18 protein-coding genes and 1 pseudogene are annotated in these 26,813 nt (G+C 73.0%); 10 read left to right on the forward strand and 9 right to left on the reverse strand.

The genetic code is table 11. The features are described 5' to 3' along the window. Position 1 precedes the first annotated feature (1 nt). Positions 2 to 610, forward strand: coding sequence for a dTDP-4-dehydrorhamnose 3,5-epimerase (gene rfbC, locus OG985_RS08800; protein WP_371667696.1), 609 nt, complete (start codon positions 2 to 4; stop codon positions 608 to 610). Here the strand turns inward: rfbC and OG985_RS08805 are convergent. The 7 genes from OG985_RS08805 to OG985_RS08835 all read right to left on the reverse strand — a co-directional run bounded on the left by OG985_RS08805 (position 600) and on the right by OG985_RS08835 (position 7,728). Next, positions 600 to 1,403, reverse strand: coding sequence for a class I SAM-dependent methyltransferase (locus OG985_RS08805; RefSeq protein WP_371667697.1), 804 nt, complete (start codon positions 1,401 to 1,403; stop codon positions 600 to 602). The two genes, rfbC and OG985_RS08805, sit on opposite strands and share 11 nt — an antisense overlap. Next, entirely contained in the window at positions 1,400 to 2,281 is an 882-nt protein-coding gene (gene rfbD, locus OG985_RS08810) for a dTDP-4-dehydrorhamnose reductase (RefSeq protein ID WP_371667698.1), read from the reverse strand. The genes OG985_RS08805 and rfbD overlap by 4 nt, the downstream gene beginning before the upstream one ends. After that, positions 2,278 to 3,258: a dTDP-glucose 4,6-dehydratase gene (gene rfbB, locus OG985_RS08815; protein ID WP_371667699.1), complete on the reverse strand. Its 981-nt coding sequence runs from the start codon at positions 3,256 to 3,258 to the stop codon at positions 2,278 to 2,280. Before rfbB ends, rfbD begins: the two co-directional genes overlap by 4 nt. After that, positions 3,255 to 4,322, reverse strand: coding sequence for a glucose-1-phosphate thymidylyltransferase (locus OG985_RS08820; RefSeq protein WP_371667700.1), 1,068 nt, complete (start codon positions 4,320 to 4,322; stop codon positions 3,255 to 3,257). The genes rfbB and OG985_RS08820 overlap by 4 nt, the downstream gene beginning before the upstream one ends. Positions 4,323 to 4,437: 115 nt before the next feature. Beyond that, on the reverse strand, positions 4,438 to 4,617 hold the full coding sequence (locus OG985_RS08825; protein ID WP_371667701.1) for a hypothetical protein: 180 nt from the start codon (positions 4,615 to 4,617) through the stop codon (positions 4,438 to 4,440). 157 nt (positions 4,618 to 4,774) lie between these two features. Next, a complete protein-coding gene (locus tag OG985_RS08830; RefSeq protein ID WP_371667702.1) occupies positions 4,775 to 5,194 on the reverse strand; it encodes a CBS domain-containing protein in 420 nt (139 codons plus the stop codon). 77 nt (positions 5,195 to 5,271) lie between these two features. After that, positions 5,272 to 7,728, reverse strand: coding sequence for a SpoIIE family protein phosphatase (locus tag OG985_RS08835; RefSeq protein ID WP_371667703.1), 2,457 nt, complete (start codon positions 7,726 to 7,728; stop codon positions 5,272 to 5,274). Positions 7,729 to 7,916: 188 nt separating this feature from the next. Between OG985_RS08835 and lanKC the strand changes: the two genes are divergently transcribed. The 4 genes from lanKC (at position 7,917) to OG985_RS08855 (ending at position 14,975) form a co-directional block, all read left to right on the forward strand. Beyond that, a complete protein-coding gene (lanKC, locus tag OG985_RS08840) occupies positions 7,917 to 10,538 on the forward strand; it encodes a class III lanthionine synthetase LanKC (protein ID WP_371667704.1) in 2,622 nt (873 codons plus the stop codon). A 60-nt stretch (positions 10,539 to 10,598) separates the two neighbouring features. Further along, the gene (locus OG985_RS08845) at positions 10,599 to 10,712 is read left to right on the forward strand and encodes a SapB/AmfS family lanthipeptide (protein ID WP_101402521.1); all 114 of its coding nucleotides are present in this window, start codon (positions 10,599 to 10,601) and stop codon (positions 10,710 to 10,712) included. A 115-nt stretch (positions 10,713 to 10,827) separates the two neighbouring features. After that, positions 10,828 to 12,636, forward strand: a complete 1,809-nt coding sequence (locus OG985_RS08850) for an ATP-binding cassette domain-containing protein (protein ID WP_371667705.1) — start codon at positions 10,828 to 10,830, stop codon at positions 12,634 to 12,636. Continuing rightward, a complete protein-coding gene (locus tag OG985_RS08855; protein WP_371667706.1) occupies positions 12,633 to 14,975 on the forward strand; it encodes an ATP-binding cassette domain-containing protein in 2,343 nt (780 codons plus the stop codon). Before OG985_RS08850 ends, OG985_RS08855 begins: the two co-directional genes overlap by 4 nt. Here OG985_RS08855 and OG985_RS08860 read toward each other — a convergent pair. Then, positions 14,898 to 15,566 (reverse strand): annotated as a pseudogene (locus tag OG985_RS08860) (LuxR C-terminal-related transcriptional regulator); the annotation flags it as partial. The gene OG985_RS08855 and the pseudogene OG985_RS08860 sit on opposite strands and share 78 nt — an antisense overlap. Before the next feature lie 200 nt (positions 15,567 to 15,766). Between OG985_RS08860 and OG985_RS08865 the strand changes: the two are divergent. After that, positions 15,767 to 17,920: a SpoIIE family protein phosphatase gene (locus OG985_RS08865; RefSeq protein WP_371667707.1), complete on the forward strand. Its 2,154-nt coding sequence runs from the start codon at positions 15,767 to 15,769 to the stop codon at positions 17,918 to 17,920. Positions 17,921 to 18,073: 153 nt separating this feature from the next. Here the strand turns inward: OG985_RS08865 and OG985_RS08870 are convergent, their stop codons facing one another. After that, complete coding sequence (locus OG985_RS08870; RefSeq protein WP_371667708.1) at positions 18,074 to 19,468, reverse strand: S1 family peptidase; 1,395 nt, start codon at positions 19,466 to 19,468, stop codon at positions 18,074 to 18,076. A 1,109-nt stretch (positions 19,469 to 20,577) separates the two neighbouring features. On the opposite strand from OG985_RS08870, the gene OG985_RS08875 reads away from it, so the two are divergent. The 4 genes from OG985_RS08875 (at position 20,578) to OG985_RS08890 (ending at position 26,733) form a co-directional block, all read left to right on the forward strand. Next, positions 20,578 to 20,793, forward strand: coding sequence for a type A2 lantipeptide (locus OG985_RS08875; RefSeq protein ID WP_356043133.1), 216 nt, complete (start codon positions 20,578 to 20,580; stop codon positions 20,791 to 20,793). A gap of 93 nt (positions 20,794 to 20,886) precedes the next feature. After that, positions 20,887 to 21,693: an HlyD family efflux transporter periplasmic adaptor subunit gene (locus OG985_RS08880; RefSeq protein WP_371667709.1), complete on the forward strand. Its 807-nt coding sequence runs from the start codon at positions 20,887 to 20,889 to the stop codon at positions 21,691 to 21,693. Further along, positions 21,690 to 23,915 (forward strand): NHLP family bacteriocin export ABC transporter peptidase/permease/ATPase subunit, encoded by a 2,226-nt coding sequence (locus OG985_RS08885; protein ID WP_371667710.1) that lies wholly within the window; start codon positions 21,690 to 21,692, stop codon positions 23,913 to 23,915. The genes OG985_RS08880 and OG985_RS08885 overlap by 4 nt, the downstream gene beginning before the upstream one ends. Before the next feature lies 1 nt (position 23,916). Beyond that, entirely contained in the window at positions 23,917 to 26,733 is a 2,817-nt protein-coding gene (locus OG985_RS08890) for an NHLP bacteriocin export ABC transporter permease/ATPase subunit (protein ID WP_371667711.1), read from the forward strand. The last annotated feature ends 80 nt before the right edge of the window (positions 26,734 to 26,813 follow it).

Raw genomic sequence — 26,813 nt, forward strand, 5'->3', positions numbered from 1 at the left:
AGTGCGATCACTGGGGATCACGGGGGCCTGGGTACTGGAGCCCAAGGTCTTCCCGGACGAGCGGGGCAACTTCCACGAGTGGTTTCGCGGGGAGGAGTTCCGCGAGGCCACCGGGTACGACCTCGACCTCGCGCAGGCCAACTGCTCGGTGTCCCGCCGGGGCGTCCTGCGCGGCGTGCACTTCGCGGACGTGCCGCCCGGCCAGGCCAAGTACGTCACCTGCGTGCGCGGCGCGGTCCTCGACGTGGTGGTCGACCTGCGGGTGGGGTCGCCCACGTTCGGTCAGTGGGAGGCCGTACGGCTCGACGACGACAGCCGGCACGCGGTGTTCATCGCGGAGGGGCTCGGGCACGCCTTCATGGCGCTGACCGACGACGCGACGGTGGTGTACCTGTGCTCCACCGGATACGCGCCGGGCCGCGAGCACGGGGTGAACCCCCTGGACCCGCAGCTCGCGCTGCCCTGGCCCGAGGGCATCGAGCCCCTGTTGTCGCCGAAGGACGCCGAGGCGCCCTCACTGGCCGAGGCGGAGCGGTCCGGACTACTTCCGTCGTACGAGACCTGCTCCGCCCACTACGAGCGACTGCGCGCCCAGCGGCTCAGCGGCTGACGCTCAGCTGCTCCAGCGAACGACGCAGCGGCTCCCAGCCGCGGGACCGCTTGGTCCCGCGGTTGCGGGCCCGCACCAGCGGCGCCCAGAACCCGGCCTCGAGCAGCTGCTCCGGCTTCACGGCCGACGCCCGCTCCAGAATCGTCTCGGGCACCTTCTGCGGGTCGGGAACCTCGTACTCCGCGATGATCTCGTCGTACTTGTCCGTCAGCACGGTGTTGCCGGGATCGGCACCGAAGATCACCAGCTGGCCGGTGGGCGCGGTGTCGACCAGGACCGTCACCAGGTCGGGGCGGTACCGGTTCAGGATCTCGATGACCTTGTAGACGTCACCGGTCCAGGCGTTGGTGTGCCGGTCGCGGGCCGCCTCGTCCACACTGCGCGGCAGCATGTCGTCGAAGACGATCACGCTGGCCCAGTCCGAGTGCTTCTCGATGTTGATGAAGTCGCGCAGCGCGTACTCGAACAGGTGCATGCCGTCGATGAACGACAGGTCCAGGGTCGTGCGCCGCCAGTAGGCGAGCGGGCTGCGGTTGCGGGCCAGGTTGCGCAGCGGGTGACGGCCGCCCCTGAGGTGCGCCAGCGGGTTCTCGCGGGCGAAGAAGTCGTCGCTGGTGGCCTTGGCCAGGTGGACGTCGCAACGGATCTCCGTGACCACCTTGAACGCGGGGTCGACGGCGACACTGGGAACCCGGGACAGCGTCAGGCTTCGGCCGTCGTTGACGCCGATCTCCAGGTAGTTGCGGTTCGCGCTGGCCTTGTGGAGCCCCCGAAGGAACTCATGACGTTTCACTGGGAAATCTCCTTGCGGATGAGAGGCAGTGCTTCCTGCAGGGCGGCCCGCCAGTCCCGCGGCGGTGCCAGGTCGATCTCACGCCAGCGGTCGTGTCCGAGGACGCTGTACGCGGGACGGGGTGCCGGCCGGGCGAAGGCCGCGCTGTCGGTGGGGCGCACCCGCTCGGGGTCGGCGCCGACGAGCCGGAACACCTCCTGGGCGAGGTCACGCCAGGTGGCCTCGCCGGCGGCGGTGGCGTGGAAGACGCCGAGCCCGCCCTCGTCGCGGCCGAGCCGCGTGCCGAGCTCGGCGATCCGTTCGGCGACGTCGGCGCTCCAGGTCGGTTGGCCGCGCTGGTCGTCGACGACGTCGAGGGTGTCCCGGCGGGTCTCCAGGTCGAGCATCGTCCGGACGAAGTTCCCGCCGTGGACGCCGTAGAGCCAGGCGGTGCGCACGACGGCGCTCGCCCCGGGCAGTTCCTCGGCGACGGCCCGCTCCCCCGCCAGCTTGGTGCGGCCGTACGCGGTGCGCGGCGCTGTGGGGTGGTCCTCCGGGTAGGGGGTGGCGCGGGCCTCGCCGGAGAAGACGTAGTCGGTGGAGACGTGCACCAGCCGCGCGCCGTGGGCGGCGCACGCGCGGGCGAGCAGCCGCGGGCCCTCGCCGTTGATCAGCAGCGCCCGCTTCTCGTCCTGCTCGGCGTCGTCGACGGCGGTGTACGCGGCGCAGTTGACCACCACGTCCGGACGGTGCTCGGCGAAGGCGGCGGCGACGCTGTCCGGCAGGGTGATGTCGAGGGCGGCGCGATCGGCTCCCGCCACCTGTTCACCGCGCCGGAGCAGTTCCTCGACCACGTCCCGGCCGAGCATCCCGCCCGCGCCGGTGACCAGCCACTTCATGCACGCTCCCCGCTGACACGTCGCTTGAGGGGCTCCCACCAGTCGCGGTTGTCCCGGTACCAGGCGACGGTGTCCGCGAGGCCGGTCCGGAAGTCGTGGCGCGGCTGGTAGCCCAGCTCGTCACGGGCCTTGGACCAGTCGACGGAGTAGCGCAGGTCGTGGCCCTTGCGGTCCTCGACGTGCTCCACCCGGTCCCAGTCCGCTCCGCAGGCCTCCAGGAGCAGGCCGGTGAGTTCGCGGTTGCTCAGCTCCGTGCCGCCGCCGATGTTGTACACCTCGCCGGCACGGCCCTTGGTCCGTACGAGGTCGATGCCGTGGCAGTGGTCCTCGACGTGCAGCCAGTCGCGGACGTTGAGGCCCTCCCCGTAGAGCGGGACCTTCTTGCCGTCGAGGAGGTTGGTGACGAACAGCGGCACGACCTTCTCGGGGAACTGGTGCGGGCCGTAGTTGTTGGAGCAGCGGGTCACCCGGACGTCCAGGCCGTGGGTGCGGTGGTAGGCCAGGGCGAGCAGGTCGGACGACGCCTTGGAGGCGGAGTACGGGGAGTTGGGCTGCAGCGGGTGCGTCTCCGGCCACGACCCCGTCTCGATGGAGCCGTAGACCTCGTCGGTGGAGACGTGCACGAACGTGCCGACGCCGTAGCGCAGGGCCGCGTCCAACAGGGTCTGCGTACCGAGGACGTTGGTGCGCACGAAGTCCGCCGCGCCGGTGATCGAGCGGTCCACGTGGGACTCCGCCGCGAAGTGCACGACCTGGTCCGCCTCGGCCGTCAGCTTGTCGACCAGCTCGGCGTCGCAGATGTCACCCTGCACGAACTCCAGCCGGGGATGGTCGAGTTCGAGGTTGTCCAGGGTGCCCGCGTAGGTGAGCTTGTCGAGCACGGTGATCCGCGGCGCGTCCGGCGGATCGGTGGCGAGCAGCGCACGGACGTAGGCCGAGCCGATGAACCCGGCGGCGCCGGTGACGAGGAGGTTCATGTATGGATCTGCACCTTGCTGTGGTCTCCGAGTACGAGGCGGTGGGCACTGGGCACGCTGGGCGCCGGGGTCACCTCGACGTGCCGGCCGATCAGTGAGGACTCGATCCGGCCCACCCCGTGGATCGAGGAGTCGCGCAGCACGATGGAGAACTCCACCTCGCTGTCGGTGATACGGCAGTTCTCCGCGACGGAGGTGAAGGGGCCGACGTAGGAGTCGCTGACGAGGGTTCCGGCGCCGATGACGACGGGGCCGACGATGCGGGAGCGCACGATGCGGGCGCCCTCCTCCACCACGACCCGGCCGATGGTCTCGGAGGCCTCGTCCACCTCGCCGTCGACGCGCGGTTCGAGGGTCTCCAGGACGGTCCGGTTGACCTCGAGCATGTCGACGACGTTCCCGGTGTCCTTCCAGTAGCCCTTGATGACCGTCGAACGGACGTCCGCGTCGACGTCGATCAGGTGCTGGATGGCGTGGGTGATCTCCAGCTCGCCCCGCCAGGACGGCTCGATGGCGCGCACCGCGTCGTGGATGGCGGGGGTGAACAGGTACACCCCGACCAGGGCGAGGTCGCTCTTGGGGTGTTCGGGTTTCTCCTCCAGGGAGACGACCTGCCCGCTCTCGTCGAGTTCGGCGACGCCGAACGAGCGGGGGTCGGGCACGCGGGTCAGCAGGATCTGGGCGTCGGGCCGGTTGGTGCGGAACTCCTGGACGAGGCCCGCGATGCCGCCGACGATGAAGTTGTCGCCGAGGTACATCACGAAGTCGTCGTCGCCCAGCCAGTCGCGGGCGATGAGCACCGCGTGGGCGAGGCCCAGGGGCTTCTCCTGGGGGATGTAGGTGATGCGCAGACCGAACTTCGACCCGTCGCCCACCGCCTCCTCGATCTCGGCGGCGGTGTCTCCGACGACCACCCCGACCTCGGTGATGCCGGCCGCGGCGATGGACTCCAGGCCGTAGAAAAGTACGGCTTTGTTCGCCACGGGCACGAGCTGTTTGGCCGAGGTGTGAGTGATCGGCCGCAGTCGTGTACCGGCGCCTCCGGACAGCACGAGAGCCTTCATCTGCGTCACCTTAGCCCGTATCCGCCGGAACCGGGGGTTCACATGAACGGCTTACCCGACAGGCAGTCGGTGGGACGCAGGGCTCGCGGCCGGGGGAAAGGCGGCGTGCGGGCGGTCAGTCCTCGCCCCGCACGATGTTCCATTCGGGGTTCGTGTGCGCCGTGGGCGGTGCGCTCTCGTCCTCGACGGCCGGCTGACAGGTCCGCATCGCGGCGTGGCCGCGCAGGCGGCGGGCTCGGGACCAGCCCGTCTCGGCACGACGGGCGACTGGCTTCTCGGTGGTCTGCGAGGTCACGACTCCTCATCTTCTTTCTGCGTCCGGTCGGCTTCCGACTCGATCGAGGCCGGAAGCAGGATCTTTGTTCGATCTCCGCCGGGTCCCCGGAGACATGTCCGGCAAACGCCCCGGCCGCCTCGCCCGCCCGGCCCGTCTCCGGACCGGCCCCCGCTGCTCAGGTGTTGGGCCTGGCCGCACTGATGTCGCCGAGGGCCGACTCCGGGTCGCGTTCCATGGCCAGGTCCCCGATGGCGACGATGCCCACGGCGCGACCGTCCTCGACGACCGGGATCCGGCGTACGGCGTGTTCGCGCATCAGCCCGATGGCGAGGTCGAGGTCGTCCTCGGGGCTGACGGTGACCAGGTCGCCGCTGATCGCGTCGGCCACGGTGGTCCGCTCGGGGTCGCTGCCCTCCGCGAGCGACCGCACCACGAGGTCGCGGTCGGTGACCAGGCCGCGTAGCCGGCCGTCGTCCGTCACCAGGACGGCACCCAGGTCCTGGTCCCGCATGATCCGGGCGACCGCGCCGACGGAGGCCTGCGGCTCCACGGTCACGGGTGCGCCGGTCATGATGTCGCTGACGTGCTGGGTCATGGCGGATACCTCGCCTTCGGGTCCGGCGGCGACGGTCCCCGCCGCTCGGCCGCCGGGTACCCGCGAACGGGTGTGTGTCATCCGTCCAGCGCAATCTCGCTCCACACCTGCTTGCCCCCGCTGACGGGCATGGTCCCCCATGTCGCCGACATGGCCTCGACGAGGAGGATGCCCCGGCCGCCCGTGGCCTCCCAGCCGATGCTGGTGGGCTTGACGGGGGTGCGGGGCGAGGCGTCGGTGACGGCGACGCGCAGCCGGTGGTTGACGAGGGTGAGGTCGAGACGGACCCTGCCGTCGGTGTGCACGAGGGCGTTGGTGACGAGTTCGGACACCACGAGCAGCCCGCCGTCCATGGACTCGTCGGGCACGCCCCAGGCGCGCAGGGTGCGGCGGGTGAAGCGGCGCGCGTGCCGGACCGCCTCGGGAACCCGCCACACCGTCCAGCCCTCGCGCTGCGGGCGGGTGGCCATGCCGTCGTAGCGCATCAGGAGCAGGGCGACGTCGTCGCTGCGGCGGGCGTTGCCGAGCAGGACGTCGGCGACGAGGCCGAGGTGGCCGGGGTCGGCGCCGGCCAAACCGTGGGCGAAGCGGTCCATGCCCTCGTCGATGTCGGCCTCGTGGGTCTCGACCAGGCCGTCCGTGGTCAGCGCGATGACGGTGCCGGGCTGGAGCCGGAGCGGGCTCATCGGGAAGTCGGCGCGCAGCACCACACCCAGCGGCGGCCCGCCGTCCGCCTCGGCGATCTCCGTTACGCCGTCCGGGTGACGCAGCACCGGTGGCAGGTGTCCGGCCCGCACGTACCAGGCGGAACCCTGCTCCAGGTCGACGTCGACGTAGCAGCAGGTGGCGAAGAGGTCGGTCTCCAGGTCCACGAGGAGGCGGTTCGCGCGCGAGACCACGACGTCCGGCGGGTGTCCCTCGATGGCGTACGCGCGCAGCGCGGTGCGCATCTGGCCCATGAGGGTGGCGGCGCCCGCGCTGTGGCCCTGGACGTCGCCGATGACGAGGGCGACGTGGTTGTCGGGCAGCGGGATGACGTCGTACCAGTCGCCGCCGAGCTCGAGCCCGGCCGTGCTCGGCAGATAGCGGGCGACGGCCACCGCGCCGGGCAGCTTGGGCAGCCGGCGGGGCAGCAGCTGGCGCTGGAGCATGCCGACCAGCTCGTGTTCGGCGTCGAAGGCGTGGGCGCGCATCAGGGCCTGTCCGGCGAGACCGGCGGAGGCGGTGAGCAGGGCGCGTTCGTCGGGGCCGAAGTCGTGCGGGGTGTCCCAGCCGATCAGACAGGCGCCGGCCATGTGGCCCGCGGCGGCCAGCGGCAGCACGGCGAGTCCGCCGGGCCCGACCTCGGCGAGGGCGGGTTCCAGGGCGGTGCCGGCGGGCCAGATCTGGGCGCGGCCCTCGCGCAGGGCGGCGCCCAGGGTGGGCATGGCACGGACCGGCGCGTCGGGCCACTCGCTGCGCCACTCCAGGCGCCACAGCTCCGGCCACGCCTCGGGCTCCGGCGGGTCGAGGACGGTGACGACGAGCCGGTCGTTCTCCAGCTCGGCGAGGGCGATCCGGTCCGCCTGGAGCGGCCTGCGCAGGGCGGAGACAACGGCCTGGCTGACGTCGCGGACCGTGCCGGCGGTGGCGAGGGCCGCGGCCAGCCGCTGTACGCGGGCCACGTCGGTGACCTCGGAACGCAGTGTGGAGGCGTCGGCGACGGTGCCCACCAGCCGGGCCGGGTGTCCCTCGCCGCCCGGCACCAGGCGTCCGCGCAGCCGGAGCCACTTCGGCGGGCCGGAGGGCTGGAGGATGCGGAACTCCAGCTCGCGGTCGCCGATGGACATGTGGTCGGCCTCCACCACGGACATCAGCGAGGGCAGGTCCTCCGGCACGGTCCGGCCGAGCAGGGTCTCGACCTTGCCGTCGAACTCGGGCCGGCCGAGGCCGAACAGTTCCAGGATGTCGTCGCCGACCTCGACGCGGCCTGTGTCCATGGCCAGGCTGAAGGCGTTGGAGCGCAGCTCCTCGCCCTCGGCCGCGGCGGCCGTCGGGGGGCAGACGACCGCGTCGGCGATCAGTGCGAGGCAGTCGCGCTCGTCGTCGTCGAAGCCGCCGGGGTCCTCGCTCACGGCGGCCAGACAGGCCCGGTCGCCGTCCCCGAGCGCGGGCAGTGCCGCCAGGAAGAAGTCCCTCGCGGGCGCGCGCCGGGCGTCCGCGCAGGCGGCCAGTTCCTCGGGGTCCCGCCACACCGGCCGTCCGGTGCGCTGGGCCTCGGCCACCGGGGAGCGGCCGGCCGCGGGATAGCTGTCGCGCAGCCCGTACAGCGTCCTCGGCACCCCGGCCGACTCGACCAAGCCCAGTTGGCCGCCGTCCTCGCCGGGTGCGTACACGGCGGCGAACGTCGCCCCGGCGAAGACGAGCGCCAGTTCCAGCACCCGGCGCAGCCGTTGGGGTGAGTCCGGACCGTCCGACAGCGATGTGAGGGCAACTTCGGCTCGCAGAGTTCCCTTTCTGCGTCCCGTAGCGCCCTCTCTGACCACGTCCGCCATTACAGCGCGTATCGGGCACCCGCGCAGCCCCTGTGACCGTTCCGTGGAGGCCCCCGGCGCGACCGCGTTCGAAACCGCCCGAACATGTCTTGACGCATGCGTTCCGCACGGTGAGCTCGTGACAGACGTGACTGTCCGTGGCCGCCGCACGCCTGGGAGTCTCGGTGTCGGGCCCGAGAGGGGGACGCATGGACAAGCGCTACGAGGTGTACGCGCTCGCCGACAGACACTTCTACGAGACGCCGGACCGGCTGTCGGCGGGCGGACCGGACGCCGCGCCGCTGTACGAGACGGCTCGGCGCGAGGTCCCCGAGGGGTGGTCCGCGGCCCGGGTCGGGGACTGGCTGACGCTGACACCGCTCGGCCCGGACGGCACGCCGGCGCCCGGCCCGGCCCAGGGCTGGAAGATCCACGCCTCGGCCACCCGGCGCAACGCCGAGGAGATCGCCGCGATCGTGTGGGACTACTGCGTGCCGCGTAGCATCCCGTTCAAGTTCGTGCCGGGCCCGCATCTGCTGCATCTGCGCAACACCAAGTACGCGGCCCGCGACGGCAGCGGCAAGTTCGTCACCGTCTACCCGGCCGACGAGGAGCGGCTGCACCTCGTGCTGCGCGAGCTGGGCGGCCTGCTGGAGGGCTTCGAGGGGCCGTACATCCTTACCGACCTGCGCTGGAACGACGGTCCGCTCTACGTCCGCCACGGCGCTTTCGCGCGCATGTTCGTGGTCGACGAGCGGGGTTCGCTGGTGCCGGCGGTGCGGGACGGCGACGGGCGGCTGGTGCCGGACCGGCGGGCGCCGTCCTTCCAGGTGCCGGAGTGGGTAACGCTGCCGGCCTTCCTCCGGCCGCAGCTGGCGGCCCGCAACACCACGACGGTCGGCGAGTTGCCGTACCGCATCGAGAAGGCGCTGCACTTCTCCAACGGCGGCGGGGTCTACGCCGGCACCGACACCCGGGACGGGCGCCGGGTCGTGCTCAAGGAGGGCCGGCCGCACGCGGGGCTGGCCTCGGACGGCGCGGACGCGATCTCCCGTCTGGAACGCGAGAAGCAGGCCCTGGAGCGGGTGGCGGGCACCGGTGTGGTGCCCGAGGTGCGGGACTGGTTCACGCTCGGCGACCACCGTTTCCTGGTGATGGACTTCCTGGAGGGGCGTCCGCTCAACGCGTTCTTCGCCGAGCGGCACCCGCTGCTGGCGACCGATCCCGATCCGGGCGCCGTCGCCGCCTACTCCGCCTGGGCGGTGCGCATCCACCGGGCGGTGGAGCGGGCGGTGGAGGCGGTGCACGCGCGCGGGATCGTCTTCAACGACCTGCACGTCTTCAACATCATGGTGGCGCCGGACGAGGAGTCGGTGTACCTGGTCGACTTCGAGGCGGCGGCCCCCGTGTCCGAACAGGGCCGCCAGGTGGTCGCCCACCCGGGGTTCTTCGCCCCGCCCGACCGCCGGGGCATCGACGTCGACCGCTATGCGCTGGCCTGCCTCAGGCTCGCCCTGTTCCTGCCCGTCACCACGCTCTTCGTGGTCGACCGGGGCAAGGCCGGCCATCTGGCCGAGGTCGTCAAGGAGCAGTTCCCGGACGTACCGAGGGAGTTCCTGGACGAGGCCGTCGCGGAGATCACGCGGGACGTCGCCGCGGGTACCCGCCCGCCCGCACCGCCCTCCTTCGTGGAGCCCGGCGACTGGCCCTACAGCCGCGACTCCATGGTCAAGGCGATCCTCGCCTCGGCCACCCCCGAACGCGACGACCGGCTCTTCCCCGGGGACATCGCCCAGTTCTCCGACGGCGGCGGCCTCGGCCTCGCGCACGGCGCGGCCGGGGTGCTGCACGCGCTGGCCGAGACCGGCGCCGAACGGTACGAGGAGGGCGAGCGCTGGCTCCTCGCCCGAACCGCCCCGCCGCCCGTGGGCACCCCGCTCGGTCTGTACGACGGTCTCGCGGGCGTCGCCCACGTCCTCGACCGGCTCGGACACCGGCAGCGGGCCCTGGACCTGGTCGAGGGGATCCTCCGGGAGCGCTGGCAGAACCTCTCCTCCGACCTGCACGGCGGGCTCGCCGGCCTCGGCCTCGTCCTGGGCGGACTGGCGCGCACGACCGGCGAGGCGGAACTGCGCGAGCGGGCCGCCGAGGCCGCGCACATCCTGGTCCGCCGGCTGGCCGAGCCGCGCCCCGCGAAGCCGAGGCCGCGGGCCGGGCTGATGCGGGGAGCGAGCGGGCCCGCCCTGTTCCTGCTGCGCCAGTACGAGGCGACCGGCGAGCCGGAACTGCTGTCGGCGGCCCGGCTGGCGCTACGCCGCGACCTGGAGTGCTGCGCGTTCCGCGAGGACGGCGCGCTGGAGGTCGACGAGGGCTGGCGGACCCTCCCCTATCTCGGCGACGGCAGCGTGGGGCTGGGCATGGTTCTCGACGACTGCCTCACCCACGCCGAGGCCGACGACGCGGACGGGGACGGGGAGTTCGAGCGGGCCCGCTCCGGCGTCCTGACCGCGGCCGGCTCCCGGTTCTACGCGCAGCCCGGCCTCTTCCAGGGCCGCGCGGGAATGATCCTGCACCTCGCCCGCACCAGCACGCCCGGCGCCACCGCGGAGCGGCTCGCGCGCCAGGTCTCCGGCCTCGGCTGGTTCGCCATGTCCTACCAGGGCCAACTGGCCTTCCCCGGTCACCAGATGATGCGTCTGTCGATGGACCTGGGCACCGGAACGGCAGGGTGCCTGCTCGCGCTCGGCGCGGCCCTCGACCCGGGGACCACCGCCCACCTGCCGTTCCTGCCGCCGCTCGGGCGGCCCACACCACGCGGCTCCGCGATCTGACGGAGTCGTGACGCGACCCGTCCCCACGGGTGGACAACACACACGAAGGAAGGAAAAGAAATGGCACTTCTCGACCTGCAGACGATGGAGTCCGACGAGCACACGGGAGGCGGCAACAGCACCGTCAGCCTGCTCTCCTGCATCAGCGCGGCGAGCGTTCTGCTCTGTCTCTGACGGACGCCGCGCATCCAGGGCTCCAGGCGGCCCGCTCCCGCGAGGGACGGGCCGCCCGGGGTCCTTCACCCAGCTACACCGACACCTCGATCCAGGATGCGAGGGCCGCAGCCGTATGACGACCCGTGCGCCCACCCCCACCCTGCTCGGCCCCGCCACCCGCCACAGCGGCACCCGCTGCCTGGCGCTGTGCCTGCTGAGCGTCGCGGGGACCGGGGCCGCCCTGCTGTTGCCGGCCGCGCTGGGCCGCACCCTGGACCTCCTGCTGGCGCAGGCCCCGGCGACCCGGTGGGTGTTGTACTGCGCGGGACTCGTGCTGCTGCTCGCCCTGTTCGACGCGTGCGAGACCGTGCTCGGCGCCACCCTCGACGCCCGCACCACCGCCTGGCTGCGCCGCCGGCTGACCGGACACGTACTGGCCGTGGGTCCGCGGGCGACCGCCCGCTTCGGGGCGGGGGACCTGGTGGCACGGCTGGTCGGGAACGCCGCCCAGGCCGGAACGGCGCCGGCCGCCCGCGCCGCGCTGCTCGCCGCCCTCGCCGGGCCGCTCGGGGCGACGGTGGCGCTCGGTCTGCTCGATCCGTGGCTGGCGGCCGTCTTCCTCGCCGGCGCACCGGTGCTGACGCTGCTGCTGCGCGCCTTCGCCCGCGACACCTCGCGCTGCGCGGCGCACTACCAGCAGGCGCAGGGGCTGATCGCGAGCGCGCTGGCCGAGGCCGTCGACGGGCACCGCACCATCGCGGCCGCCGGTACGGCGGACCGGGAGACGGCGCGGATCCTGCGGCCGTTGCCCGACCTGTCCCGCGCGGGCCACCGCATGTGGCGGGTGCAGGGCCGGGCCGCGGGCCAGGCCGTCACCGTGGCACCGCTGCTCCAGCTCGGAGTCCTCGCCGTGGCCGGTGTCCTGCTCACCCGGCACCGGCTGTCGCTGGGCGAGGTGCTGGCGGCCTCCCGGTACGCGGTCCTCGCGAGCGGCGTCGGCATGCTGGTCGGCCGGCTCGCCGCGCTGGCCCGCGCCCGGGCGGGGGCCGCACGCCTCGACGAGGTCATGGCCGAGCCGGCCCCCGCGTACGGCGAACGCGTGCTGCCTGCCGGTCCCGGCCGGCTGGAACTGCGCGGCGTGCGCGTCCGGCGCGGCGGGCGGACCGTCCTCGACGGGGTCGACCTCGTCGTACCGGGCGGGACGGCGCTCGCCGTGGTCGGCCGGTCGGGCACCGGCAAGTCGCTGCTGGCCGCACTCGCCGGCCGCCTGACCGACCCGGACGCCGGGGAGGTGCTGCTGGACGGGGTCCCGCTGCGCGCACTGGCCCACGGCGAGCTGCGCCGGGCGGTCGGCTACGCCTTCGAACGCCCCGCCCTGCTGGGCGCCACCGTCGCGGACACGATCGGTCTCGGCCTGGCGTCCCCCTCCCCCGCCCGTATCCGGGAAGCGGCCCGCACCGCCCGCGCGGACGACTTCGTCCGCCGCCTGCCCGAGGGTTACGCCACCGCCTGCGGCGCCGCCCCCTGCTCCGGCGGAGAGGCCCAACGCCTCGGCCTGGCCCGGGCGTTCGCCCACGGCGGCCGCCTGCTGATCCTCGACGACGCCCTCTCCAGCCTCGACACGGTGACGGAGGCGCACATCACCGAGTCCCTGCTGAGCGGCGGCGCGGACACCACCCGCCTCCTGGTCGCCCACCGGGCGGCGACAGCGGCCCGGGCCGACGCGGTGGCATGGCTGGACGGGGGCCGGGTGCGGGCGGTGGGCCCCCACGAGCAGCTGTGGCAGAACCCGGAGTACCGGTCGGCGTTCGGGGACGGGGGGTTGGGGGGCGGGGAGTTCGGGAGCGGGGAGTTCCCGAGCGCGCCCGGAGACAGGGCGTCCGGCCACACGGCGTGCGGAGACACCGCGTTCGCGCACAGGGCGTCCGGAGACAGGCCATGAGTGCCGCGATCTACCGGCGCGGGCTGGGCTTCCTGCGGGCGCGGTGGCCGGTTGTGCTTCGGCTCGCCGCCTGGTCCGTGCTCGAAACCGGGCAGACATTCCTCCTCGGCTACGCGCCGGCCCGCGCCCTGGACGACGGCTTCCTGCGGGGCCGGAGCGAGGTCGGACTCGGCTGGCTCGGAGTGGCGGCCCTCGGGGTCGTGGTCGGTGCGTACGGCACCGCGCGCGTCTACACGGCCGTCGCCGCGCTCGTCGAGCCACTGCGGGACCGGCTCGTGACGCGGGTGGTCGAGCGCGGGGTGCGAGAGGCGGACCGGGGCGCGCTGTCCGGGCTCACCCAGCAGGTGGAGATCGCCCGGGACACCTTCGCCGGGCTGGTGATGGTCTCCCGGTCGTTCGTGTTCACCGCGGCCGGCGCCCTGGCCGGGCTGCTCTCGCTCGCCCCGCTGCTGCTGCTCGTCGTCGGTCCGCCGCTCGTCGCCGGGGTGGGCCTGTTCGCGGCGACGCTGCGGCCACTGGCCCGGAGACAGGAGGCGTTCCTCCGGGCCGACGAGGCCCTGGCGGACCGGCTGGGCGCCGTCGGTCCGGGGCTGCGGGACGTCACGGCGGCCGGCGCGGAGCGGCAGATCGCCGCGGACACGGGGGGCCTGGTGGACGCGGAGCTGCGGGCCGCCCGCTCCCTCGCCCGCCAGGGCGTGCTGCGTGTGATCGCCCTCGCGCTCGGCGGACAACTGCCGATCGTGCTGCTGCTCGCCACCGCGCCCTGGCTCCTCGCCCAGGGCGTCACCGCGGGCGCCCTGGTCGGCGCCCTCGCCTACGTCACCCAGTCCCTGCTGCCCGCCCTGCACAACCTGGTCCACGGCCTGGGCACAAGCGGCTCACGCCTCGCGGTGGTGGTACGACGACTCGTGCCGGAGCCGTCGCGGGGCGACACCGAGGACGGATCCGGACGGCGTCGGTCGACGCCGGGCTTCTCGGTGGGGCTACGGCGGCTCGTCCCCCACCGGTCACCGGGCGACGCCCAGGCCGGGCCCGGGGACCCGCGGCGGAGGGGTGGCGGCGCTCCGGCGGTCCCGCCACCGCGTGACTCCGGAGGATCCCCACCTGGCGGCACGCATGCGACCCCGCGCCTGGTGCCACTGGATCGAAACGGTGACCACGCCGCGCCGCCGGTGCAGCGCGGTGCGCACATCCCACCCGAGCCGGGCGATGAGCACGCCGTGCCGGCACGGAGCGACGCACACACCGTGCCCGGGCGACACGGCGACCTCACGGCACCCGAGCTGTTGGGCAAGCACGTCACTCCCGACCGGTCCGGCAGGCACACCGCGCCCGGGCGAAACGCCTCTCACACCGCCCCGCAACAGGACGGCAAGCGCCCCGCGCCCGAGCGAAACACCGCTCACGCCTCCGCGCACGTCGCCCACAGCTGCCCCCCGGCCACGCCGCCCGCCGACTCCCCCGCCCTCTCCTTCTCCTCCGTCACCTTCGCCTACGGTCCCGGCGCGGCCCCGGTCATCGAGGATCTGGACCTGGTCCTCCCGGCCGGGGCCCATCTGGCTGTCGTCGGTCCGAGCGGTGTCGGCAAGTCGACGCTGGCGGCGCTGGTGGCGGGGGTGCTGCGGCCGCGGTGCGGGGCTGTCCGGGTGTGCGGGTGGCCGGTGCCGGGCCGGGAGGCGGCCGCCCGCCGGGTGCTCATCCCGCAGGAGGCGTACGTCTTCACGGGCGCCCTCGCCGAGAACCTCGGCCATCTCCGGCCGGACCCGGTGCCGGAGAGGGAACTGCTCGCCGCGGCCGAGGCGGTCGGGCTCACCCCGCTGCTCGAGGCGCTCGGCGGTCCCGAAGCCCGGGTGGAGCCGGGCGCCCTGTCCGCAGGTGAGCGGCAGCTGATCGCGCTGACCCGGGCCTACCTGTCGTATGCCCCCCTGGTGCTGCTCGACGAGGCGACCTGCCACCTGGACCCGCGGGCGGAGGAGCGCGCGGAGTCCGCGTTCGCGAACCGGCCCGGCGGCACCCTGGTCGTGGTCGCGCACCGGATCAGCTCGGCCCGCCGGGCGGACCGGACGCTGGTGATGGACGGCCGGGAGACGGCGTACGGGACCCATGACGAGCTCGTACGGTGCTCGCCGCTCTACCGCGACCTGGTCGGCGGCTGGGCCCCCGTGACCGCCGGGCTGTCACAGCCAGCCCTCGCCCTGCGAGATCCGGATCGCGTCGATGCGGTTGCGGGCCCCGGTCTTGCGGGTGATGGCCGCCATGTAGTTGCGCACGGTCCCGTGGGACAGGTGCAGGTTCCCGGCGATCTCGGCGATGGAGGCGCCCGCGGCGGCAAGGGATAACACGCTCAGCTCACGCCGGGTCAGCGGCATCTCTGCCGCCTTGAGGAAGCCGAAGCCCAGCGAGTCGTCAACGAAACGTTTCCCCTTCGCGACGAGGCGGATCCCGTCGACCAGGTGTTGCGGCGAGCCGCCCTTGTCCACGAACCCGAGAGCGCCCGCCTCCGCGGCCCGTTTCAGCAGGCCCGGCCGGTTCGCGTCGGCGAGCACCAGCAGCCTCGGCGGGACCGGTTCCGGGCTCCGCGCGCACAGCTCGCCCAGGGGCGGGACGCCGTACGTCTCCGCGCACTCCAGGTCGGCCGCGCAGACGTCCGGCCGCACGGACCGCACACCGACGGAGGCACCGCGCCATGGCGTGTCGTAGACCCCCAGGTCGGGTTCGCGGCGTAACCACTCCGCCAGAGCCGATCTCACCAGACACGCGTCTTGCACCAGAAGCACCCGGATCACTGCCGCCCCTTCAGTTTGCCCGCCGGTTCTCGGTCCTGAACGCGTGCCCCATTGTTCGCGTCCGTGACCGTTCAGGGGCGCGAGGATCCGGCCAACAGGGGGCGCGGGGGCGCACACGCGGCGCCCGCCCTCCACCGCGCGCATCGACGAAGGGGGAATGAGCCGGGCCCGTCGGGGTACACGGGCCGGCACATCGGGTCCCGGGCATTCCCATGTCCCGCCACCCGGGCGTCGGCGCCTCCCACCGCGCGCGACGGGCCGCCAGGAGGCAGATTTGTTCCCGGGACCCGTCGCGCGACAGCGGTGTCGGTGGCATCCGGGGCGCCGGACCCTGTGCCGAGGAGGTGGTCGGCGTGTCCGACGGACAGTCGTCCGCGCAGGCACCGACGACCGCCAGGACGCGGGTCGGCCGGCCGCTGCTGTCCCTCGCGCTGGCGTCGATGATGGACGAGGTCGACGCGCACTCGGGCGCGGTGTACCTGCTGGCGGCCGACGAGCCGGTGCTGGAGATGGCGGTGATGGCCGGGATGCCCCGGGCATTCGCCGCGCCCTGGGAGCGGGTGGGCCTCAGCGCGCCGATCCCGGTGGCCCAGGCGGTGCGCGAACGGCGCCTGGTGTGGGTCGGCGGCGAGGAGGACATGGCGAGCCGCTACCCGCGGATCGCCGTGGTGCTGCCCTACCCCTTCGCACTGGCCGCCCTGCCGGTGGCGACCGAGTCCACCGCGTACGGCGCGATCTTCGTGACCTGGCCCGGCTCGCATCCCCCCGAGCTGTCCGAGCGGGAGCGCGGGCATCTGACGGCGGCCTGCGACCGGCTCGCGGTCCGGCTGGAGCGCGCCATCGCGCAGAACAACCCGCTGCACCCCGAGCCGGACCTGCTCGCCGGGTCGCCGCTCGCGGGCCCGGCCGGAACGCTCGGCACGATCGAGGCGGCCCGGATGGTGGCGCGGCTTCCGTACGGGTTGTGCTCGCTCGACCTGCACGGCCGGGTGAGCTTCGCCAACGGGGCTGCGGCCGAGCTGATGGGCGTGCCGGTGAGCCGACTGCTCGGCGCCCAGCTGTGGGCGTCGGTCCCCTGGCTCAACGACCCGGTGTACGAGGACCGTTACCGGGCCGCGCTGCTCAGCCAGGACACCACGTCGTTCGTCGCGCTGCGGCCGCCCGGCGAGTGGCTGTCGTTCCGTCTCTATCCGAGTACGACCGGGCTGAGCGTACGCATCAGCCGGGCCCGGGCCGTGGCGGAGATGAACCGGCGCGGACCGCAGCCCGGCGACGCGCCGTCCCGGCTGGTCACCATCTCCCAGGTGCTGTCGCTGGCCGGTGCGCTGACCGAGGCGGTCGGCGTCCAGGACGTGGTGCAACTGGTCGCGGACGAGATCGCCCCGGCTGTGGGCGGTCAGGCGCTGGTGATCCTCGGCTCCCGGACCGGCAGGATGCACGTGCTGGGCCACCGGGGCTATCCGGACGCGCGCGTCGTGCAGCGGTTCGACGGGCTGCCGCTGGCCGAGCAGACGCCCGGCACACAGGTCCTGAAGACAGGAGTGCCCGCGTTCTTCGAGTCCCGGCAGCAGCTGGAGCGCCTCTACCCGGCCCGGTACGCGGCCCCGGACGACTTCGCCGCCTGGGCCTACCTGCCGCTGATCGCCTCCGGGCGCCCGGTGGGCACCTGTGTGCTCGCCTACGCCGACCCGCACCCCTTCCCCGCCGACGAGCGGGCGGTGCTCACCAGTCTGGGCGGGCTGATCGCGCAGGCTCTGGAACGCGCCCAGCTCTACGACGCCAAGCACCAGCTCGCGCACGGTCTTCAGGAGGCCCTGCTGCCCCACTCGCTGCCGCCGCTGCCCGGCATCGAGGCGGCCGCCCGCTATCTTCCGGCGACACAGGGGATGGACATCGGCGGCGACTTCTACGACCTGGTGCCTACGCAGGGGGTGGCGGCCGCGGTGATCGGGGACGTGCAGGGCCACAACGTGACCGCGGCCGGGCTGATGGGCCAGATCCGTACCGCCGTACGTGCCTACACGACCGTCGGCCAGGCCCCCCAGGACGTCATGCGCAGCACCAACCGGCTGCTGCTCGACCTCGGTTCCGACCTGTTCGCCAGCTGCCTGTACCTGCGGCTCGATCCGGCCAGGGGGCGGGCCGTGATGGCGCGGGCGGGTCATCCGCCACCGCTGCTGAGACGGCCGGACGGCCGGGTACGGGTGCTCGACCTCGCCGGTGGTCCGCTGCTCGGCATCGACGACTCGGCCACGTACCCGACGACGGAGGTCGAGCTGGCCCCCGGCTCGGTGCTCGTCCTCTACACCGACGGGCTGATCGAGGCGCCGGGAGTGGACCTGGAGGACGCGCTCGCCGATCTCGGGCAGCGGCTCGCCGAGGCCGGGGAGCGGCCGCTGGACGAGCTGGCCGACCACCTCGTCCGGAACAGCGTGGCCACCCAGGAACGGATCGACGATGTCGCGCTGCTGCTGCTCAGAGCCCGGACGGAGGACTGACCAGCACCTCCTGGGGGCAAGCGTCCCGCGCCCTGTGCGCCGCACCCCGCACACGCAGCGGTCCGGCCCTCCCGCCGGAGGGCCGGACCGATCCACCGCCGACCGGAACCGCGGGCGGTCCGGAACGGTGGAGCTGAGTGGGTCAGTGCGGCGTCAGTGCTGCGTCACCCCGGAGTCGTCTCCGGTGCCGGTGCCCGTCTCGTCGCCGGTACCCGTGTCGTCGCCGGTGCCGGTGCCGGTGCCGGTGTCATCGCCGCCGACCGCGTCGCCACCGGCCTGCTCATCCGCGCCGCCGACCGCGTCACCGCCGGCCTGCTCGTCCGCACCACCGGCCGCGTCACCGCCGGCCTGCTCGTCCGCGCCGCCGACCGCGTCACCGCCGGCCTGCTCGTCCGCACCGCCGGCCGCGTCACCGGCGCCGCCGGCCGCGTCACCCGCGCCGAGCGTGGCGCCGACCGCCGTGAGGGCGGTGGTGACCGGCTGGAAGAAGGTCTCGCCACCGGCCGTGCAGTCGCCGCTGCCGCCCGAGGTCAGACCGACCGCGCCGCCCGCCTGTGTGAACAACGAGCCGCCACTGTCGCCGGGTTCGGCGCAGACGTCGGTCTGGATGAGACCGGTGACCGTGCCCTCCGGGTAGTTCACCGTGGCGTCGAGTCCGAGGACGGTTCCGTCGTTGAGACCGGTGGTGCTGCCCATCCGGAAGACCTGCGTGCCGACCGTGGCCTCTTCGGCCTGGGCGATCTGGACGGTCTGTCCGTCGCCGACGTTGACCTCGCTGGGGGCCACGGTCGCCGGGTCGTCGTACTTCACGAGCGCGAAGTCGCCGTCGCCGGGGAAGGTGGCCTGGTCGACGGTGGCGATCGGCTGACCGTCCTGCGCGTCCGACCACTGCTCGGCGGCGACACCGCAGTGGCCCGCGGTGAGGAACGCGGGACTGCCGTCGCCCGCGGTGACGTTGAAGCCGAGCGAGCAGCGCGCGCCGCCGCCGAAGATGGCGTCACCGCCCGAGACGAACGTCTTGAAGGTGCCGGCGGACTTCTTGATGGTCGCCATGTTCGAGCCGAGGCTCTGGACGGTCGACTCCAGCGTGTCCCACTTGGCGCCGGTCACCGTGCTGTCCGCGGTGACGAGGATCTTGTTCGTCTTGGGGTCGAGGGCCCAGGCGGTGCCCGGGATGGTCGCCTCGGTCTTCAGCGTCTTGGCGCCGGCGGCGAGTTCGGCGAGGCTGTTGTCGACCTCACGGACGGCCGCGCCGGCCTTCTTGGCCTGCACGATCACGTTGTTGTCGTCGCCGGATACGACGTTGACGACGAGCTGCTTGCTGTCGGTGTCGTAGTAGGAGCCCGCGAAGGCGTCACCGAGCAGGTTCTGCAGCTGCGAGGCGAGATCCGAGGCGTCGTCCGCCTTCAGGGTCTTGGCGGCGGCGTCGTTCGAGGCGCCGTCCTGGGACGCGTTGGCGTTCGGCAGCAGGAGCGCGGCCGCTCCGAGTGCGGCCACGCCGCCCACCGCGATGATGGCCTTGCGCTTCGGAATTCGCTTGTGACTCAAACTTCTCGACCTCCTGAGGGACCGGAGTCTGTGCCGCCGTTCGGCAGCTGTGTGGGGCGCCTGGATGGCTGTTGGTACGCACGGGACCCGTGGCGCGTTCAACGCCGTTCGCCAACGACCTTTGTGCAGATGCGAATCGGCCACGGACCGCGTCCGGCAGGTGGAGGCCTGGAACAACCCCTCATATGACGATGACCACCGCCGAAGCCGACAAGATCCTCTCCGTCGACTTCGCCCCGTGGGTGGGCGAACCGGGCCTGGCGGTCGAGTCCTTGGGAGACGATCGCGCGACCCCGCGACCACCCTGGTCAACAGGGCCGGCCCGGGAGGACGTTGCACTGTCGGGGCAGGCGCTGACAGCCGCCGCGGACGCGGCGACCTCGAGCGCCGCGTCGGCCGCCCGCGGCGGCCACGGGCGACGACGACGGTGCGGCGGTCACCGTCCTTGGCCCCGCACGGTGGCCGGTTCGGATGTCCGGATCCGAGCGGTGATCACCGAGCCGTGCCGCCGTACGGCGCTCGCGGACCCCGCAAGCAACCGCCGAAGTGTCGGGTTCACTCGCGGCGCGGGCCGCCACGGTGCCCGCGCTTCCGGGCCGAGAGGAGGCCTCCGTGCCGGGTGCGCGCTTCCCGGCCGGGCGGGACCCTACGGTCGGGCACGGTGGGCGACCGGGAGGCGACGCTCCGTCGCGAACAGGGACCGGAATCCCGGCTTCAGTGAATCTGCACACCTCATACGCAACCAAGTCACCGCGGACGAAGGATCTGCACAAGCAGCCGGTGCCCCGCACGTCATTGGCGAGGTGTGTCGGATTCCCCTCCGCCCCGGCAAGCGTTCGTACGCGGGAATGACGTGCCGCGTGTGAAGAACTCGCCGCCGAGCCGTGCGCACGCCTGCACCGTTCGGTGCTCCCGAGGCACAAGTGCGCTGGTGAGACGTTTGGTTGATTGGAAGCGCCGACCCGCCGCGTGCTTTGATCCATCGCACCGCGGGGGCCGCCAAGGGCTTCAGGACAATGGACGCCCGGCGCCTGCGGTCGCGGCCGTCATCTGTCCCCAGAGGGGGCCGCTCCCCCCTTGTGAATATCCATATGAAGGGAAGTTCCCCCATGAACTCCACCCCCCAGGTTGAGACCGTCGAGATCTCCGACGCGGAGCTCGACAACGTCTCCGGCGGTCTGTCCCTGAACGCCGTCGGCACCGTCACCGGCCTGGTGGACGGCGTTGCCCCGGTCTCCGGCCTGGTCAACACGGTCGTCGGCACCGTCGAGGGTGTCACCGGCCTTAACACCGCCCCGGTCACGGGCCTGGTCGCCGGTCTCTGACCGCACCTCGTTCCTTCGAGTCCCGGAGCCGTCACCCGGCTCCGGGACTCTTGGATGCCGTAAAAGATCTCTCCCACAGGTGAGGGAAGTCCCTTGCAGTTCCGCCAACAGGCCCTCGCCAAGCTCCAGTCGCCCGAAGAGCTCGACCTTCCGGTGCGCTTCGCCCGCCCCCAGGGCTGGCTGGCCCTCACGGTGACGGTGGTCGTCGTCGCGGCCGCGTCCGTCTGGGCGGTCACCGGTTCCGTCGCCTCCACCGTCGGCGCGCCCGCCGTCCTCACCCACGGGGAGGGCAGCTACATCCTGCAGAGTCCCGCGGCCGGCCAGGTCACCGCGGTCCTCGCCGAGCAGGGCGCGCGCCTGCCCGCCGGCGCACCCGTCCTCAAGGTCCGGACGGCGAAGGGCGACACCGTCGTACGCACCGTCGCCGCGGGGCGCGTCACCGCGCTCGCCGCGACCATCGGACAGATCATCCAGACCGGCGCGAACGTCGCCGCGGTGGAGAAAATCACCCGCGCCTCCGACCCGCTGTACGCCACGGTGTACGTGCCCGCCGAGAACGCGGCCTCCATTCCGGCGAACGCGGCCGTGGACCTGACCGTCCAGTCGGTGCCCACCGAGGAGTACGGCGTGCTGCGCGGCCGGGTGAAGTCGGTGGACCGTGCCGTCCAGTCCGCGCAGCAGATCTCCGCGTTCCTCGGCGACAGCCAGCTCGGCGAGCAGTTCACCAAGGACGGCAGGCCCGTGGCGGTACTGGTCCGGCTGGAGAGGTCGGCCGGCACGAAGAGCGGCTACCGGTGGTCGTCCGCGGACGGCCCGCCGTTCGCCCTCACCTCCATGACCATGGCCACCGGTTCGATCAGGCTGGCCGATCAGCGCCCCGTCGACTGGCTGCTGCCGTGAGTGCCGCGCCGGACACCCGGGGCAGGCGCCGCGCCGCCCCGCCGCCCAAGCGCCCGGTCCCCACGGGCCGTGTGAGGACCGTCCGCACTCCCACCGTGCTCCAGATGGAGGCCGTGGAGTGCGGGGCCGCCTCCCTCGCGATGGTGCTCGGCCACTACGGCCGGCATGTCCCGCTGGAGGAACTGCGCATCGCCTGCGGCGTCTCCCGGGACGGCTCGCGTGCCAGCAACCTCCTGAAGGCGGCCCGCAGTTACGGCCTGACGGCCAAGGGCATGCAGATGGACACGGCGGCCCTCGCCGAGGTGCGCACGCCCGCCATCCTCTTCTGGGAGTTCAACCACTACGTCGTCTACGACGGGATGGGCCGGCGCTTCGGCCGTCGCGGGGTGTACGTCAACGACCCGGGCAAGGGCCGGCGTTTCGTGCCGATGGAGGACTTCGACGGCAGCTTCACCGGTGTCGTGCTGGTCCTGGAGCCGGGTGAGGACTTCGAGCGGGGCGGGCGCAAGCCGGGAGTGCTCGGCGCGATGCCGGCCCGGCTGCGCGGCACCGCGGGCACGATGCCCGCCGCGGTGCTGGCCAGCCTGCTGCTGGTGGCGGTCGGCGCGGCGGTGCCCGCGCTCAGCCGTACCTATATCGACATGTTCCTGATCGGGGGCCAGACCTCCCTGCTCGGCGTGCTGTTCGCGTCGATGGGGGCGTGCGTGCTGCTCACGCTCGTGCTGACCTGGCTCCAGCAGGCGAACCTGCTGCACGGCCGCATCATCTCCTCGACGCTCTCCAGCGCCCGCTTCCTGCGTCATCTGCTGCGGCTGCCCGTCACCTTCTTCTCCCAGCGCAGCCCGGCCGACCTGGTGCAGCGCCTCCAGTCGAACGACGCCGTGGCCGAGACGCTGGCCCGCGACCTCGCGGCGGCGGGCGTGGACGCCGTCGTCGTCGTCCTCTACGCGGTGCTGCTGTACACCTACGACCCGCAGCTGACCTTCGTCGGCGTCGCCGTGGCGCTGCTGAACGTGGCGGCCATGCGGATCGTCATCCGGCTGCGCGCCACCCGGACGGCGAAGCTGCGCGCCGACAGCGCCCGGCTCACCAACACCTCGTACACCGGCCTGCAGTTGATCGAGACGATGAAGGCGACCGGCGGCGAGGACGGCTACTTCCGCAAGTGGGCCGGGCAGCACGCCACCACCCTGGAGGAGCAGCAGCGGCTCGGTGTGCCGAGCGCCTGGCTGGGCGTGGTCGCGCCGACACTGGCGTCCCTCAACAGCGGGCTGATCCTGTGGATCGGCGGGATGCGGGCGGTGGAGGGCGGCATCTCGGTCGGCCTGCTGGTCGCCTTCCAGGCGCTCGTCACCCGCTTCACCGCGCCGATCACCCGGCTGAACGGCGTCGCGGGCCGCATCCAGGACTTCGCGGCCGACGTGGCCCGGCTGAAGGACGTCGAGAACTTCCGGACCGACCCGCTCTACGGCCGTCCGGGCGCCGGCGACTCCACCCGTCGCCTGCACGGGCACGTCGAGCTGGAGAACATCAGCTTCGGCTACAACCCGCTGGACAAGCCCCTGTTGACGGGCTTCGACCTGACGGTCGGCCCGGGGCGGCAGGTCGCGCTGGTCGGCGGCTCGGGCAGCGGCAAGTCGACCGTCTCCCGGCTGATCTCGGGCCTGTACACACCGTGGGAGGGCGTGATCCGGATCGACGGCCGGCGGCTGGAGGACATCCCGCGCGGCGCGCTGGCGGCCTCCGTCTCCTTCGTCGACCAGGACGTGTTCCTCTTCGAGGGCTCGGTCCGCGACAACGTGGCGCTGTGGGATCCGTCGATCCCGGACGACGCGGTCGTGGAGGCGCTGCGGGACGCGGCCCTGTACGACATGGTCATGCGCCGCCCCGGCGGCATCCACAGCCGGGTCGAGCAGGACGGCCGCAACTTCTCCGGCGGGCAGCGGCAACGCCTGGAGATCGCCCGGGCGTTGGTGCGCAGGCCCAGCATCCTGGTGCTGGACGAGGTGACGAGCGCGCTGGACGCGGAGACCGAGCAGGTCGTGATGGACAACCTGCGCAGGCGCGGCTGCGCGTGCGTGGTGATCGCGCACCGGCTCAGCACCGTGCGCGACAGCGACGAGATCGTCGTACTGGAGCACGGCACGGTCGTCGAGCGCGGGCGGCACGGCGAGCTGGTGGCACACGGTGGCGCGTACGCCGCGCTGGTCAGGGAGCGGTGAGATGACGACCGTCGGTGAAGGCGATCTGGTTCTCGGTGCGTTGGGCTCGATGGGCACTCCCGTCGACTGCTCGGGCCTCAACCGGCTCGACCTGGAGGGGCCGCAGGTGCTGTGGCTGGTCGCGGCCGGTGCCGTGGACCTGTTCGCGGTCGACGCGGAGGAGCAGGGGCACTGGCACCACCTCGGCCGTCTGGAGGCGGGCTCGCTGCTGCTCGGTCCGGTCGCGGGGCCGCAGCACACGCTGGTGGCGCGCCCGCTGCGGGACTGCGTCGTGCACCGCGTCGGCCTGCGCGAGCTGTACCAGCCCCCGCACACCCAGACCTGGTCGTACGACGAGTACGGCAACCCCCAGTACGTACCGCCGACGTCGAGCCCGCTGGAGTACGCGCTCGCGCTGGGCGTCGGCCGCGGCCTGTCGATCCTCTTCCAGGCCCCGATGGCCACCGAACCGGCCACCGCGCCCACGGACGACGACGTGTTCTGGATGCAGGTGCCGCCGGGGAGTGTGCAGTACGGATCGCTGTACGGCGCGGAGGCGGCGGGCGACCTGCTGATGGACCCGGCGGTCTGGCAGAGCATGGTCGATCAGCAGTACCGGCTGCTGACCACGCTCGACCGGTGGATCGAACAACTGGAGCGCACCCACGAGACACGGACGGCCGCGGGCATCAGGGCCGGTGAGGCGGTCCGCGCCCAGGCCGACCGGACGCTGCTCGCGTCCATCGGCCGGCAGTCCGCGAACCGCACCACGGCCGCGGACGCGGACGCCTCCTACGCGGCCTGCCGGCTGGTCGCCCGAGCGGCCGGGATCACGCTCGCCGAGCCCGCGCACAGCGGGACCGAGAGCGACCGCCTCGACCCGGTGGAGCGGATCGCCCTCGCCTCCCGGGTCCGCGTCAGATCCGTACGTCTGGACGGCCGCTGGTGGCGGGACGACGTCGGCCCGCTGGTGGGCCACCGGGCCCTGTCCGGTGCGCCGGTCGCACTGCTGTGGCGGCGCGGCGGATACGTGGCCGTGCATCCGGCGTCCGGCCGGGAGACACCGGTCGAGAAGGCCAACGCGGAGGAGTTCGAGCCGCGCGCGGTGATGTTCTACCGTCCGCTGCCCGAGCGGCGGCTCGGTCCGCTCGGCCTGCTGCGGTTCAGCATGCGGGGCGTGCGCGGCGACCTGACGAACCTCCTGTTCGCCGGCCTGGTCACGGTGGCGATCGGGGCGCTGGTGCCGATCGCCACCGGCAAGGTGCTCGGCGAGTACGTGCCGAAGGCGCAGCAGGGACTGATCGTCCAGGTCTGTCTGGCGGTGATGATCAGCAGTGTGGTGGCGGCGGCGTTCATGCTGCTGGAGAACCTGACGATGCTGCGGCTCGAGGGCCGCATCGAGGCCACCCTCCAGCCGGCCGTGTGGGACCGGCTGCTCCGGCTTCCGACGAAGTTCTTCACACAGCGCTCGACGGGCGAGCTGGCGAGCGCCGCCATGGGCATCAGCGCGATCCGCAGGCTGCTGGCGGGAGTCGGGCCGGTGGTCGCCCAGTCGGTGACCGTGGGCGCGATGAACCTCGGGCTGCTGTTCTGGTTCAGCGCGCCCATGGCGCTGGCCGCGATCGGGATGCTCGTCGTCATCGCCGCCGGGTTCCTCGGCCTCGGGCTGTGGCAGGTGCGCTGGCAGCGGCGGCTGGTCGTGCTCGGCAACAAGCTGAACAACCAGGCGTTCCAGACGCTGCGCGGTCTGCCGAAGCTGCGGGTTGCGGCCGCCGAGAACTACGCGTACGCGGCCTGGGCCTCCCAGTTCGCGCGCAGCCGCGAACTCCAGCAGAAGGTGGGGCGCATCAAGAACCTCACGACGGTGATGGGCGCGGTGTACCTGCCCCTGTGCACCCTGCTGATGTTCATGCTGCTGGCCGGCCCGGCGCGGGGGGCGATGTCGGCTGCCGCGTTCCTCACCTTCAACACCTCGGTGACGATGCTGCTGACCTCGGTCACCCAGCTGACCGGCGCCTTCGTCTCGGCGGTGGCCGCGCTGCCGCTGTTCGAGGAGATCCGGCCGGTCCTCGACGCGACGCCCGAGGTGCGCACGGCGAGCACCCGGCCCGGACCGCTGTCCGGGGCGATCGAGACACGCAGACTGTCGTTCCGGTACGCGGACGACGGTCCGCTGGTCCTGGACGACGTGTCGTTCCGCATCCGGCCGGGCGAGTTCGTGGCCGTCGTCGGCCCCAGCGGCTGCGGCAAGTCGACCCTGCTGAGGCTGCTGATCGGCTTCGACAAACCGGTCTCGGGCACTGTGCTCTACGACGGTCAGGACCTGGCGGCACTGGACCAGTCGGCCGTACGCCGGCAGTGCGGGGTGGTGCTCCAGCACGCGCAGCCCTTCACCGGTTCCCTGCTGGACGTCATCTGCGGTACCGAGCCCTACACGCCGGAGGAGGCGATGGCGGCCGCCGAGATGGCGGGGCTCGCCGAGGACATCAGGCGGATGCCGATGGGCCTCCACACGATCGTGTCCGGCAGCGCCGCGATCTCCGGCGGCCAGCGCCAGCGCCTCATGATCGCCCAGGCGTTGATCCGGCGCCCGCGCATCCTCTTCTTCGACGAGGCGACCAGCGCCCTCGACAACGAGACGCAGCGCATTGTGATCGAAAGCACCAAGGCTCTCAACGCCACCCGGATCGTCATCGCGCACCGCCTGTCGACGGTGCTGGACGCCGACCGCGTCATTGTGATGGAGGACGGCAAGGTCGCCCAGGAGGGGCCGCCCGCGCTGCTGCTCGCGGACACCGGCGGCCGACTGCACGAGTTGGTACGGCGCCAGCTCGCCTGAGGCGCCGTCCGGCGGCCGGACGGAATGCGCCGCCCGTCGCCGGAGTGTGAGTCACGACTCCCCCGGTCACACTGTTGGGT

Source organism: Streptomyces sp. NBC_00289 (genome assembly GCF_041435115.1).
GTDB lineage: Bacteria > Actinomycetota > Actinomycetes > Streptomycetales > Streptomycetaceae > Streptomyces.